Source organism: Aeribacillus sp. FSL K6-3256 (assembly GCF_037965805.1).
GTDB classification, from domain to species: domain Bacteria; phylum Bacillota; class Bacilli; order Bacillales; family Aeribacillaceae; genus Aeribacillus; species Aeribacillus composti.
In genome coordinates this window covers 3238179-3251887 of record NZ_CP150188.1, presented here as the reverse complement: position 1 = coordinate 3251887, position 13709 = coordinate 3238179, and the positions used below count along the sequence as shown (strand labels likewise).

Here is a 13709-nt window from a genome sequence, read left to right as displayed (position 1 = left end):
CGGTTTGCACCGATGTATCTGGACGTTTTGTAGAAGAAGTGATGGGAGTTCAATGAGGATAAGCTTAGTCATTGCGTTTTTATAGATTTTTATTATGATGGACGTTTGCGGATGGCATTTTTGAAGCCGGAGGCAGGAAAACATTTTAAGCTGTAAGCGGGATTTTTAAAGTGATGCTTTAAGAATAGGTAGGTGATTCAAGCATACTGGATTTTACGGAAGGTGTTGAAAAAGGAGAACAAGGGAATGATGATAACCTGGAATAGGGGATTTATAATATGGACTTCGTATTCGTTATTGACAAAGGGAAATGAATTTATGTAAAAATTGGTATCTAAGAGGCTAGACGCGTGGAAAAACTCCTCCTGAAAGGCAATTGCCGGAGCTTCCAGCACGCCTATCCTTAAACTAGTCTTAGAAGACCTGACAGCATTTTTATTTAATATTTTGAAGCTCACTTTCAATAGAAATAACTTCAACATTTTGGACAAGTTCGCCTGTTTTTTTGGAATAATAGGCAATGTCCACCTCATCACCTGTAGCCGGGTCAATTAGTTTTTTATAACATTTTTTTAAATGTTTGCTTCCCCAAATAATAAGTGCATTGAAAACATGCTCTAAATCTTTTCCGCTTTGTGTTAATACATAGCGGTATCGAGGTGGATGCTGTGAATAAAGCTCTGATTGAACGAGGCCTTCTTCTTCTAAATATCTGAGACGTTCCGAAAGCAAATTAGAAGAAATTCCCGGTAAAGCTTTTTTAATTTCATTAAAAAGTGCATTTCCGTTTAAAATTTCATGAATAATTAACAGTGTCCAACGATCTCCAATGATATTAAGTGATTGCGCGATGTTGCAAGGGATATCATATCTTATTTTCATAAACTAATCTCCTCCATTTGTTACAATCCATTTTAACATAAAATAATTTAAAAGTGATTAAGTTGATTTTTTGAACTAAGTATATTAAAATGACTTTATGATAATAAAAAAGTGGGGGATAAAAATATGGCGCTATACTTAATTGAATCATCCTTAAATGGTATTGTATCAGCAAAAGAGGAATTAGATCAAAAAGTTTCAGAGCTTCAAGGAAAATTAAACGAAAATCAGGCATCATTAATTGAACTTCAAGTATCAAAGGATTTCTCACGCGCATTCTTTATTGTTGAAGCAGAAAATCAAAAAGCTGCCACTGAAACGTTAAAAGACATTCAGATACCTATTCATCTAGTAAAACAAGTTCGTCTTGTTGGAAAAGAACTCGAAGATGTAAAGAAAAATAATGAAGTTGTCAATTATTTGGTTGAATGGAATTTACCAGAAGATTTGACAATGGAACAATATTTGGAGAGAAAGAAGAAAAACTCTGTACATTATCAAGAAGTTCCTGAAGTAACATTTTCGAGAACTTATGTTTGTGAAGATATGACAAAATGCCTTTGCTTCTACGATGCACCAGATGAAGAGGCTGTTAAGCGTGCCCGCAACGCAGTAAAAACACCAATTGACTCCATTACGGAAATATTGGCAGATAAATAATCAATTTTAATAACCTTTTTTTAAGAGGCGGGGCTGTCCGATAAGTCCCTAAAATGAAGCAAGTGGAGAAAAACAATGCGTTTCTCTCCACTTGCTTTTATATTTTTTCGATTTTTATCTGAAAGTAGCTGGCGGATGCCAGCTACTTTCAGGAAGTTGTAATAAACCAAGCATTGGTTTATTGTCTTTTTTCAAAGCTCTTTTGAAATACATATACAGGTTCATCTTTATCAAAAAAATAGGAGAGGCGGCAAAATAAAGATTGATTTTTTGAACCTAATATAATAAAATAACTTTAAACCGACTAAACACGTAGGAATTATTTATTTAATAATAATTGGAATGCCTGATTTCGGACATTATGAACGCGGGTGATGATTGAAATGAATAGTTTGGACGAAAAAGTTGAAACGTTGGAGCAGTTAATTGAAAAAGAATTGAAACCATATGTAAAAAAAATTGATGCGGAAGGTTTTTATCAGGAGCAATATTTGCGGGAGCTAGGGAAAGCTGGATTTTTCTCTACGAATCATAAGTCGCAAAAGGAATATATTTTACAAGAAATGAAAGTAGTAGAAGAAACAGCAAAATGGTGTATGACGACTGCATTTTGCCTATGGTGCCATCTGGCCGCTTTAACTTATGTACGAAATTCCAATAATCTTTCATTAAAAAATAAATTGCTCCCTTTGCTGGAGAATGGAAAAATTTTAGGTGCAACAGGCTTATCGAATCCGATGAAATATTATGCAGGGCTTGAAAAATTGCACTTAAAGGCAAAACCTAAAGAAGATGGTTATATACTTTCAGGTGTTTTACCGAATGTATCCAATCTAGGTGACAATCATTGGTTCGGTGTGATTGCTGAGGTGGATGAACACAAACGAATCATGTGCTTCATTCCGAGCAATGCAGAAGGATTAATATTAAAGGAAAAAAATGATTTTCTAGGTTTAAATGGAAGCGCAACATATTCTTGTACTTTTCAAGATGTTTTTGTCCCGAATGAGTGGGTTTTATCTGACGATGCGGATCTTTTTGTGGAGAAAATCCGCCCGGTTTTCATTTTATATCAAATACCTCTTGGTTTAGGTGTTATACGATCTTCCATCGCCTCCATTGAAAAGGTTATTAATAAACAAAATGGCTGCAACAGCTTTTTAAAAATACAGCCGGGTCAATTGAAAACACAAGAGCGCAAAATTCAAGATGACATTCATGCATTGTTCAGCGGTCAAAGACTCGACTGGAAAGAAATTGCAAAGATACGTTTGGAAGCTGCTTATTTAACCCTTGAAGCTGTACAGGCAAACATGCTTCATCACGGAAGCGCCGGATATCTCATGTATAGTGCACCTTCCCGCAGACTCCGCGAAGCGTATTTCTTTGCTAATTTAACACCAACAGTGAAACATTTAGAAAAAGTTCTTCACTCATAAAAAATCCCTCATGGTTATCCATAAGGGATTTTTTGTATGTGCTGGGCATCTGTACATTCGCCAAGCTTTAAAGCAGCAGTATTTTGTTTAAGACAAGGGTGTCTAGGGCGCCAAGATTTGAAGGAAGTCAGCAGCCAATTTTTGATTTGCGGAAAAGATGATCGATGTTTTATTCTTTCTCCTTTTTTTTCTTTAACCTTCCTTCGCGTCGAGCAGCGTCCCGCAATAAAAATTCAATATGGGAATTGACGCTGCGGAATTCCTCTTGCGCCCAACGTTCAATAACGGCATACAATTCAGGATCGATTCTTAAAGGGAAATTTTTCTTTTTTGCCATGATGCGACACAACCATTAATATAGACTTCCGGTATTTATGACCGGCTGGGTGCCGCGATCGGAGATGATCGCAACCATTAAATTATTCACCATGTTAACCTTTCTTTCTTCATCAAGCTCAATCGTTCCGTTGCTAGCCAGCTGCTCGACAGCCATTTGGGCCATGCTGACGGCTCCTTCGACAATCTTTTTTCTCGCAGATAAAACGGCGGCTGCCTGCTGGCGCTGAAGCATGGCGCTGGCAATTTCAGTCGAGTAAGCTAAATGAGTCAGTCTAGCTTCTATTACTTCAACTCCAGCGACGTTCAACCTTTCTTGCAATTCATCTGCCAGCTCTTTTGAAACAACATCGGCGTTGCCTCTTAATGTAATATTGTGGTCATCAAACGTATCGTAAGGATATTTCGTTGCTACATGACGAATGGCAGCCTCGCTTTGGATTTCCACGAATTCTTCATAATCATCCACATCAAAAGTTGCTTTTGCGGAATCGATTACTTTGAAGACGATGACCGAAGCAATTTCAATCGGATTCCCTTCCACATCGTTTACTTTTAGCTTTTTGCTGTTAAAATTTCGAACGCGAAGGGACACCTTTTGTCTAATAGTTAATGGAACCGTTAAAGCAAGGCCACTTTTCCGAATGCTTCCTAAATAACGTCCGAAGAAAATGACAACGTTTGCTTGATTCGGCTGTACAATGGTAAGCCCGCTTCCAAGCAGTGCGGCAAGAACAACCAATACAATTGCAGGAACAATAAACTCCTGGATAAATGTAAAAGCTGCTCCGAGCAAAAGTGCAACGATTAATACAATTCCAATAAACCCGTCAATAAACCATGCCTTTTTTTCTTTCAACTTTCATTGCCCCTCTCATATTATTTTTATATTAAAATGATATCACTTTTTGAAATAAATGTAAATTATTATTGTCAAAAAATTTTGGCGAAAAACGTTTTTGGAGCTATGAAAATTCAATGAAAGCCAAAATAAAAAACCTCAACTAACAACCATGCTAAACGTCATTTCGTTAGCAAGGGCTAGTCGAGGATTTCGGTTTAAATATATTTAGTTCATTATTGTTTGCATAGGTTCGTTTCTTTAGCATTAAAACAGAAAAATAAGACATACAATGAGGATGACAATAAACAATAAGGTATAAATCCATGTCAACGAGCGAACATTGCGAAAGGAGCTTGTTTCATATTCCCTTGACCTTGCGAGTTCATCATGGGGACTGTTCCCGATCGCTTTATATGTTTCTATTTTGTTTCCTACTTCTTTTCCGATAAACGCAGTTAAAATGAGTGCAAGTACACAAATAATAATGCCTACGGTCAATAACATACTATACATAAAACCATCTCCCTGTCTCTTTACATTGTGGTAGAGAATTGATTCGTTAATGTCCTTGCTTGATAATCACCTGAAAATAGAAATTTATTTATGCTGAATATTATAAAATGCATCAGCAAATCTTTTTATTCCTTCATTTATATTTTCTTCATTTTCTCTTGCGAAGGTAAAACGGACATATTTTGTACTTGATCCAAGCGTTGAGCCCGGAACATAAATAACCCCGCGCTTGATCGACTCTTCTAGCAGCTGGATCTCATTAATGTCTTTCTTTATTTTGCACCATAAATGAATGCCTCCTTGCGGGATATAAAAATCAACATCGTCTTTTAAGTAGAATCGAAGGCTTTTGACAATTTGATCCCTTCTGTTTTCGAGCCGTTTGACTAAGCAGTTGATATGGGCATCGAAGTCGTCAGATTCCAGAAAATCATTGGCAATCCATTGAGTAAAGCTGGCATGACCGAAATCCACTTGCTGTTTGGCATCAGACAATCTTTCAATCACAGGCTTTGGTCCAATAACCCAACCAATTCGCAAACCAGAAGCAACAATTTTCGACAATGAGCTGATATATAAGACATTTCCATGCTCATCCATTGATTTTAGCGGGTAGGTCTCTTCCCCATTAAAGGACGTTAAACTGTAAGGATCGTCTTCAACAATCGGTATTCCATACTCAGACGATATTTCCAATATTTTTTCCCGCCGGTTTTTATGAAGGAAAGCGCCTGATGGATTTTGGAAAGCAGGATTTAAAAAGATCATCCTGATTCGATGTTTTTTATGCAATAGAAGCAAATCATCCGGGTTTATACCGTCTTTGTCAACTGGTAAATAGAAAGGTCTAATTCCGGTTGATTTAAAGACCGGGAGACTGTAATAATACGAAGGCTCTTCTAATGCTATCGCATCACCCGGCTTTAATAAGCATTGGACGATTAAATATAAAGCTTGCTGCGCTCCTGATGTGATGAGAATGGAAGACGGATTTGTCTCAATTCTCCGATATCGTTTCACATGCTTTGTGATAGTTTTTCTTAATATCTCATTCCCTTGAGGATGATCATATCCTAGGCTTCCGATAAATGACCTTGTCGAAATGATTTCTCGCAAGGAGTCGATTGGAAAAAGATCTTCCGACAATTCACCGCTAGCTAAATTGATTAGTTTATGCTCTTCCATCTCTTTGCGTATTCTCTGGGTCACAGGTAAATTCGGCAAGAACGATCCTGCCTCAATATACCGATTCCAGCTTGGTACACGCTTCTTTGTCATGCCCCATATATCTTTGCTGATTGTTGTTCCGCTTCCTCTCTTTCTCTCGATAAGTCCGTTTGATTCTAATTCGTCATATGCAGCCACAACTGTGCTTCTGTTTATTTGCAGCTTATTGGCCAAAAACCGTTCAGAAGGCAGCGGTTTATCAGGGGGAAATGTGCCATCCGCAATTCCATTTTCAATATATTCGGCCAGCTGTTTATATATAGGCTTTTTTGCATTTCGATCCGGTTTCCAGTCCATATGCTTCACCCTTTAGATTTGCTTGGCACTTCCTGCTATATGGCAAGTTAACCAGGTTCTTTGTTATTTATCTATAGAATGTTCCTATTGAACATAATCGAAAATGTTGTTATATCCATCAAAATTTGAACCTGTTCAAACATTAATTATAACGCTAGATGAAAGAATAATGCCCATCCAATTCAGTAACATTTTACCCATCCACTTTTATTTTAACTTGGAGTTTTTAGCACATGATTTGAACGCTGCTGAAAAATCATTATCTTTTGTAACATGGACGCAATGCTTAAAGCTGTCCTGCCCGATTTTTTCTTTACTTGAAGTTGAAAACCCTTAAAATAGATGTGCGATTTTCGGCAAATTTATTTCACTTTATGGTTCGTCTTGGATAAATGGCTGTTGCAGTATTGAAATTGGATGATTGACAAAATCTTTGATTGGATGGTCCAAAAATTTTTGAACATTTTTATTATGAATAATATACTCCAATTCAAACCGTTTCTCATATTTTACGCTTAATGCTTCTATAGAATTAAGTGTTGATAGTTAGTTCGACACTCAGCCACAGCTGTATTGTACAAAGGAGCATGCTAAGAAATTACCATTAAATTACTTCAGATGAGATATCACATGAAAAGCTCTCATGGAAAAACATAATCCAATTATTTTGAACTCTAATACATGGGCCGGCCCTTCTATGCTTAAAAAGAGGATTATTCAAAGTGTTTTCCTTCCTGTGCAGATTTTTTTATGGAAGATGAATAGGGGGGCAACTTCCGAAGGTTATTGACTTTGAAGGTTCATGAGCTTCGGCATTTAAGATGGCTTTAGATTTTTCAATTTGGTGGAGGGGAAGAATATGTCGAACAGAGCACAAAAGGTTAAAGTTGCTGTTATACAAGCCTCATCTGTTATTATGGACCGAGACGCCACGACAAAAAAGGCGGTTAGCCTCATACATCAAGCTGCTGAAAAAGGAGCAAAGATTGTTGTATTTCCTGAAGCTTTTATTCCCGCTTATCCTAGAGGCTTATCTTTCGGTACAACGATTGGGAGCCGTTCGGCTGAAGGGAGGAAGGATTGGTATAGATACTGGAGCAATTCTGTAGCTGTTCCGGACGAAACGACGGAACAACTGGGCGAAGCGGCTCGAAAAGCAGGTGTCTACCTTGTGATAGGCGTTACAGAAAGGGATAATGAATTTAGCGGCGGGACACTTTACTGTTCTGTTTTATTTTTCGATTCTGACGGACAGTTGTTAGGAAAACACCGCAAATTAAAACCGACTGCAGCAGAACGGATTGTTTGGGGGGAAGGGGATGGAAGCACATTACCAGTGTTTGACACCCCTTATGGAAGAATAGGGGCGCTAATCTGCTGGGAAAATTATATGCCGTTAGCAAGGGCTGCGATGTATGCACAAGGAATTCAAATTTATATTGCCCCAACGGCTGATGCAAGGGAAACTTGGCAGTCAACAATCCGCCACATTGCTTTGGAGGGGAGATGCTTTGTTTTGTCTGCCAATCAATATGTGACAAAAGATATGTATCCGAAAGATTTGGCTTGTTATGATGAACTTGCTTCTTCACCTGAAGTAATGAGCAGAGGTGGTAGCGCGATTGTTGGACCGTTGGGCGAATATGTGGCAGAGCCCGTATTTGGCAAGGAAGACATCATCATTGCAGAACTGGATATGAAACAAATCGCCTATAGCCAGTTTGATTTTGATCCTGTTGGGCATTATGCAAGACCTGATGTTTTTAAATTGCTAGTCAACAAAGAGAAGAAGACAACTATTGAGTGGAAAAATTAATCTCATGATGAGACTCGTTTCTACGATTGATCTCATTATTTATTTGAGATTTTGCAGTTCAATAAACAATAAGGGAAATAAAGAAATCCCTTGCTCCTTTACATTAAGAAAGCGTTTATTTTATAATTAGTGTAAAACAAACGTTCGAGTGGATTCGCTATTTTAAGAAATATTTTCCGGGAAATATCGAGCCCTCTGGCGAATGGCAATGATTTTGTCGAACTTAGCTGAGAGCTTGTTTAAAAAAGGAGATGCTCTTAATTGATAAAAATTAAGAAAATTGTTTTGCATATATTACAGATGCGTTTGAAAGCCCCATTTTCTACTAGCTATGGAGACATTCACGATCGCGAATTGTTGATCGTAGAAGTAAAGGATGATGATGGTGCAGCCGGTTTTGGAGAAGGGGTTGCTTTTTCCATTCCATGGTATACAGAAGAAACCGTGAAAACAACTGTGCACATGATCGAAGATTTCCTCATTCCGATTTTATCAAAGACGACGTTTCATCATCCTCGTGAGTTGGCTGAATCGTTTCGTTTTATTCGCAGAAATTATATGGCAAAAGCGGCTTTGGAAGGTGCCGTGTGGGATCTATATGCAAAACAGCAAAATATACCTCTTTCACAAGCTCTCGGGGGAATGAAAAAAGAAGTTGAAGCTGGGGTGAGCATCGGTATTCAGCCAACAATAAAAGATTTAATCAGTCTTATTGAACAATATCAGGAGGAAGGATACAAGAGAGTAAAAATAAAGATTAAACCAGGTTGGGATATTGAAGTAGTTAAGGAAATACGGAAGCATTTTCCGAACTTGGATTTAATGGCTGATGCGAACAGTGCCTATACATTAAAAGATATAAATCATCTAAAACAATTGGATGAGTTTCAATTAATGATGATTGAGCAGCCTCTTGCGCACGATGATATTGTGGATCATAGCAAACTTCAAAAAGAATTGGACACACCGATCTGTTTAGATGAAAGTATTTGTTCCTTCGAAGATGCTCGAAAGGCTGTTGAACTTCGAAGCTGCAAAATTATGAATATAAAAATCGGCCGTGTTGGCGGTTTGACAGAAGCAAAAAAAATCCATGATTTTTGCAAAGAGCAAAATGTTCCAGTTTGGTGCGGAGGGATGCTTGAATCAGGGATTGGACGGGCCCATAATATAGCCTTAGCGACACTTGAACAATTCACACTGCCAGGAGATATATCCAGTTCATCTAAGTATTGGGAAGAAGATATTATTGAACCGGAAATATCGGTTTATAATGGAAAAATTGCCTTGCCTGATAACCCGGGGATCGGTTTTCATGTAAGCCGTGAAAAATTAAAAAAATACACTGTTGAAACGAAAGTATTTACCCTATAAACAAAATTATCCTCTGCATGTTTTGCAGAGGATGATTTTGTTTATTTTACAACCAATCTTGGCGCCGCCATAATGAGAATAACAGTAACGACAGCGCATAATACAAAGGCTCCTATCATCGTAATGCCGTTTACGATCAAAGAATAAACGACCGCTGACATTCCTTCTGGTGCATATTCTCCGAAGAAAAAGACACCGCTGATAAAATGCCAAAAATAACGTGCAAAAGCTCCGATGAAGACGCCAAAGATGATGAAAACAAGAGCAGAGCTTTTCTTTCCATCTTTCAGCTTATTTTGGATAGTTTTGCTGAAAAGACCGGCTAAACCGATAAAGGAAAAAGCTAGAAAATAGTCGATGAAGCCTTGAACAGGCGTCAGGATGTATGCATCACCTAATACAATTTGCAATAATCCCCATAAAAAGCCGGAAATGAAGCCAATCTTTGCACCGGATCGAAACGATAATATGAGTACAGGCACCATGGCAATGGATATAGAAATGGCTGATGATAATTGAATGGAAGGGAGAAGATCAAGTATAACTGCCAATGCTGCAAAGATTGCTGCTTCTATTAATAGTAATAAGCGATTTTTTTCCAAAAATAAAACCCCCTGTATATTATTTGCTATCAACAAATATCCATAAGGGGGAAAAAGGCTGTATCATGGATCAGTATACTTCCACATCCCTACGCTAGCATTAACTAACAGGTTCAAAGGGTCTGGACGAAATATCCGTCCACTCTCAGCATATAGCTCCCCTTGTGGATCTGTTGATATTCGAATCTTATGTCTATCATAATAGACTATAAGAAAATTGTCATTCTTTTTTCGCTATATTCAAATAAATTTAAACACGATAAAGCTGAAATGCAGCCTTTGGACAAAAAGTAATGAAAAAAGGGCGTTAACAATAAGAACTTTTTTCAGAATGGGGGTTTTGGTTTGAATCTTAAACGTGAGCGTTATGAAGTAGTGGATGTGGTGCGGGGGGCTGCGATATTTGGCATTTTACTTGTGAATATGGCGCATTTCAGCTATCCAGATGTATATTTATACCAAATAGGCAGCGAAAATTTTTTTACTGAAACATGGAGAACATGGGATTTTCTAACGAAAAATATTTTGGAAATATTTGTACAAATGAAGTTTATTACAATGTTCTCATTATTGTTCGGATTTGGAATCATCATCATGGAGGAACGGGCTTTAGGAAACGGCAGGAACTTTGTTTCTATATATATACGCAGACTGGTGGTGCTTTTTGTATTTGGACTAATTCATTCATTTTTCATTTGGGATGGAGACATTTTAATGGATTATGCTGTGCTGGGGTTTCTTCTCCTTTTTTTCCGGAAGTGTTCCTGGAAAACCCTTTTGGTATGGACTGTATGTTTATTTAGTTTATATTTGCTCCTTATTGGTTTGATGACGGCTGTATCCAATGGTGAGGATGCTTTAGTCCAAAAAAGAGAGCAGGCTGCCTTACTGGAAGAGGAGGCAAGAAACGCAATCCATTCATATCAAAACGGAAGTTTTACTGATATTTTCCATCAGCGTATTCATGATCGGCTTTTTTACATGTCTATGTCTGGCATGTGGCCTTTTCAACCGCTTGTCTATATAATAAACATGCTCCCATATATCAGCATGTTTTTAGTTGGCATGATATTTGCGAAACAAAAGCTTTTTCAAGAACCGGAGAAGCATCGAAGGTTATTAACAGCCATCTGGTTTTTCGGGCTTATCATTGGGCTTCCGTTAAATATTTTTGCGGTCACCGCTAAAAATAGTTTTTACATGGTGTTCGGTGCACCATTTCTCATGTTGTTTTATGTGATCTCTCTCATATTTTTATATTTTCACCCAATCTGTCGGCAAATTGTTAAGAAGATTGCGCCTGTTGGACGCATGTCATTGACAAATTACATCATGCAATCTGTTATTTGTACATATATTTTTTATCATTACGGATTGGGATTGTACGGTAAAGTATACCCCTTCGCCGGTTTTTGGCTTGCACTCGCAATTTTTGCCGTGCAGCTTATCATCAGCCATATTTGGTTTAAATATTTTCAATTAGGGCCGTTGGAGTGGGTATGGAGAACAGCGATGTATTTCAAGCGCCAGCCTATTCGCATGAAAAAGGAAGTTTCGAAGCATAATAACAGATCAAGATGAATTGTAAAAATGTAGTTTCAAATCTCAGATTTTGAGTTTATGATAGCTCTTTCTTTTTGAAAATAATTTATAGTATGATGGAACAAAGGAGTGTCTAGGCAACATGTTTCTACAAGCAATTTTTATTTTTTTGCTGCAATTATTGTATGTACCAGTATTGACGATCCGAACTATTTTGTTAGTGAAAAATCAAACAAAGGCTGCTGCTGGTATAGGTTTGCTAGAAGCAGCGATTTATATTGTCGCTTTAGGAATAGTTTTTCAAGATTTATCTAATATTTACAATATTAGTGCATATATTATCGGTTTTGGTGCAGGGCTGTTGTTGGGCGGTGAACTGGAGAAAAAGCTGGCTTTTGGATATGTAACATACAATGTGAATTTAATGGATAAAAATTCCGGATTAGTAAAAAAATTGAGGGAGGCTGGTTTTGGGGTTACGGTCTTTCAAGGAGAAGGAATGAATTCGATTAGGTATCGTTTGGAAGTTGTTGCCAAACGGTCTCGGGAGGAAGAATTTTTAAAACTTGTCAATGAAATAGAACCAAAAGCGTTTTTAAGCTCATATGAAATTCGTTCTTTTAAAGGCGGATATTTAACAAAAGCGATGAAAAAGCGGGTAAAGCGTTTAGAAAAAGAACGAACATAACGGTCGAAGGGAGGATGAAGCGTGGATATATTTGCACAAATTGCTGAGGATCGGATCAAAAAGGCATATGAAGAGGGAGAGTTTAAAGAACTTCCCGGGATGGGGAAGCCTCTCCCGCATGACGATTTGTCTGATATTCCGGAAGAACTCCGAATGGCTTATCGTCTTTTGAGAAACGCCGGTATGGTCGATCAAGAAAATGACTTGAAAAAGGAACTATTAACTATTCAAGATTTACTAAAATGCTGTGAAGATGAAGCAGAAAGGAAAAAATTACAACAAAAGCTGTCGGAAAAACAATTAGCATTGGAACGAATCGTGAAGAAAAGGAATATATTCAACACATCTGCATCTCAATTTTATAAAGATAAAGTTTATAAAAAGCTTATTTGACGTTTTCGAAAAAGAATGGTGCCTTTATTTTCGCCATTCTTTTAAATTTGCTGTTTTTTCAAGGCTTCTCTATGGAAGACATAATATAAAGCAAGATTGAAAAAGCCTAAGAAAATGACTATCACCGAAAGCGGAAGCTCCTTTGCAAAACCGACCAAAATTCCAGACAATAAACAGAAGAGAGCAACGAATAAATAAAAATATTTCATAAGTGTCACGACCATTTTTTTGACCCCCAAACAAAGAAAACGTTTTCTTTTATTATAAATCATTTGTCACAAAAACGAAACAAAAAATTCACATTTTGTTCAAAAAATAGACACCGTTTTGACAAAAAGTTATTATACAAAAAGCAGCTTATACTGAATTTATAAAGCTGCTTTAAAGTAAAAACGATTTCTTCTGAAATCTGGCATCTAAACAACAAGGAGGTCTATCTTTATTTTTCTCCTGCAAAAGAAAAAAGAGAATGATGAAAATGGAGCGTGTACACGATTCGCCTGCTTTAGAATCCAAGCTAAACCTCTGATGGATGGCAGATTGGGCGGTTCCTAATGTGACTCGAACATCGTTTTGAGAAGCGTATAGAACCACATATAACAAATCAACTGAAGCAAGCTGATGAGGACAGCAGCTGCGAGTTTTCACAACACTTCAACATCGCTAAGTTAAACACTAATTGCCGTCATTTGCACAAGCCCATTCGCAACGAGCAGCAGAAAGCTCAATTCACTTAAAGAGTGCTCTTTCGTAGGTTCCCCAATTCCTCTGCAATTGCTTGCATTTCGCTGGGGCTGAAAGTATTTTTTTTCATTACATGGTCATAAATTTCTTTTAGGTCTTCATACATATTTACATTAAAATGTGTTGGTTGAACTGCACTGATGTTGATCATATTCAATTTTTCTGTAATTTTTTTAATCATGTATTCCATATTTTCTGCTGATTTTTCACATAAATTCAATTGATTTCATCCTCTCGTTTTTTTATTTGTTTCATTGTATCATGTATTATGAAAGATTGAATATTATGATCAAAAAAATTGATCTTTCCAAACTATTCTTTGCAGCTTATGAAAAAACGATTGAAGCAATGG

15 protein-coding genes and 1 riboswitch are annotated in these 13709 nt (G+C 37.3%); of the genes, 7 read left to right on the top strand and 8 right to left on the bottom strand.

The annotated features are described in order from the left end of the window. Nucleotides 1–435: 435 nt before the first annotated feature. On the bottom strand, nucleotides 436–882 hold the full coding sequence (locus NSQ84_RS15700; protein WP_066247718.1) for a helix-turn-helix domain-containing protein: 447 nt from the start codon (nucleotides 880–882) through the stop codon (nucleotides 436–438). A 126-nt stretch (nucleotides 883–1008) separates the two neighbouring features. On the opposite strand from NSQ84_RS15700, the gene NSQ84_RS15695 reads away from it, so the two are divergent. Further along, complete coding sequence (locus NSQ84_RS15695; RefSeq protein WP_063386785.1) at nucleotides 1009–1542, top strand: DUF4242 domain-containing protein; 534 nt, start codon at nucleotides 1009–1011, stop codon at nucleotides 1540–1542. Nucleotides 1543–1925: 383 nt separating this feature from the next. After that, complete coding sequence (locus NSQ84_RS15690; protein ID WP_339212091.1) at nucleotides 1926–2981, top strand: acyl-CoA dehydrogenase family protein; 1056 nt, start codon at nucleotides 1926–1928, stop codon at nucleotides 2979–2981. Nucleotides 2982–3150: 169 nt separating this feature from the next. Here NSQ84_RS15690 and NSQ84_RS15685 read toward each other — a convergent pair whose 3' ends face one another. The 4 genes from NSQ84_RS15685 to NSQ84_RS15670 form a co-directional block, all read right to left on the bottom strand. Next, on the bottom strand, nucleotides 3151–3318 hold the full coding sequence (locus tag NSQ84_RS15685) for an Arc family DNA-binding protein (RefSeq protein ID WP_065095528.1): 168 nt from the start codon (nucleotides 3316–3318) through the stop codon (nucleotides 3151–3153). A gap of 15 nt (nucleotides 3319–3333) precedes the next feature. After that, the gene (locus tag NSQ84_RS15680) at nucleotides 3334–4176 is read right to left on the bottom strand and encodes an SPFH domain-containing protein (RefSeq protein WP_063386783.1); all 843 of its coding nucleotides are present in this window, start codon (nucleotides 4174–4176) and stop codon (nucleotides 3334–3336) included. Between the two features lie 249 nt (nucleotides 4177–4425). Beyond that, complete coding sequence (locus NSQ84_RS15675; RefSeq protein WP_063386782.1) at nucleotides 4426–4674, bottom strand: hypothetical protein; 249 nt, start codon at nucleotides 4672–4674, stop codon at nucleotides 4426–4428. Nucleotides 4675–4758: 84 nt separating this feature from the next. Further along, nucleotides 4759–6198, bottom strand: a complete 1440-nt coding sequence (locus tag NSQ84_RS15670) for a PLP-dependent aminotransferase family protein (protein WP_339212090.1) — start codon at nucleotides 6196–6198, stop codon at nucleotides 4759–4761. A gap of 859 nt (nucleotides 6199–7057) precedes the next feature. Here NSQ84_RS15670 and NSQ84_RS15665 point away from each other — a divergent pair. Next, nucleotides 7058–8014: a carbon-nitrogen hydrolase family protein gene (locus NSQ84_RS15665; protein WP_063386780.1), complete on the top strand. Its 957-nt coding sequence runs from the start codon at nucleotides 7058–7060 to the stop codon at nucleotides 8012–8014. Nucleotides 8015–8278: 264 nt separating this feature from the next. After that, nucleotides 8279–9388: an o-succinylbenzoate synthase gene (gene menC, locus NSQ84_RS15660; RefSeq protein WP_242513771.1), complete on the top strand. Its 1110-nt coding sequence runs from the start codon at nucleotides 8279–8281 to the stop codon at nucleotides 9386–9388. Nucleotides 9389–9429: 41 nt separating this feature from the next. Here the strand turns inward: menC and thiT are convergent, their stop codons facing one another. Next, nucleotides 9430–9990 carry an energy-coupled thiamine transporter ThiT gene (thiT, locus tag NSQ84_RS15655; protein WP_066247732.1) on the bottom strand — a complete coding sequence of 187 codons (561 nt, stop codon included), beginning with the start codon at nucleotides 9988–9990 and terminating at the stop codon, nucleotides 9430–9432. A 69-nt stretch (nucleotides 9991–10059) separates the two neighbouring features. Then, a riboswitch (TPP riboswitch) is annotated at nucleotides 10060–10163 on the bottom strand. Between the two features lie 172 nt (nucleotides 10164–10335). On the opposite strand from thiT, the gene NSQ84_RS15650 reads away from it, so the two are divergent. The 3 genes from NSQ84_RS15650 to NSQ84_RS15640 all read left to right on the top strand — a co-directional run bounded on the left by NSQ84_RS15650 (nucleotide 10336) and on the right by NSQ84_RS15640 (nucleotide 12613). Beyond that, nucleotides 10336–11571, top strand: coding sequence for a DUF418 domain-containing protein (locus tag NSQ84_RS15650; RefSeq protein WP_242009353.1), 1236 nt, complete (start codon nucleotides 10336–10338; stop codon nucleotides 11569–11571). Nucleotides 11572–11674: 103 nt separating this feature from the next. Continuing rightward, entirely contained in the window at nucleotides 11675–12220 is a 546-nt protein-coding gene (locus NSQ84_RS15645; protein ID WP_063386777.1) for a DUF2179 domain-containing protein, read from the top strand. A gap of 21 nt (nucleotides 12221–12241) precedes the next feature. Beyond that, on the top strand, nucleotides 12242–12613 hold the full coding sequence (locus tag NSQ84_RS15640) for a DUF1992 domain-containing protein (RefSeq protein WP_063386776.1): 372 nt from the start codon (nucleotides 12242–12244) through the stop codon (nucleotides 12611–12613). Between the two features lie 41 nt (nucleotides 12614–12654). Here NSQ84_RS15640 and NSQ84_RS15635 read toward each other — a convergent pair whose 3' ends face one another. Together NSQ84_RS15635 and NSQ84_RS15630 are read right to left on the bottom strand one after the other, a co-directional pair. Then, a complete protein-coding gene (locus NSQ84_RS15635; protein ID WP_063386775.1) occupies nucleotides 12655–12837 on the bottom strand; it encodes a hypothetical protein in 183 nt (60 codons plus the stop codon). Between the two features lie 509 nt (nucleotides 12838–13346). Continuing rightward, nucleotides 13347–13577 (bottom strand): DUF1128 domain-containing protein, encoded by a 231-nt coding sequence (locus NSQ84_RS15630; RefSeq protein ID WP_063386774.1) that lies wholly within the window; start codon nucleotides 13575–13577, stop codon nucleotides 13347–13349. Nucleotides 13578–13709: the final 132 nt, after the last annotated feature.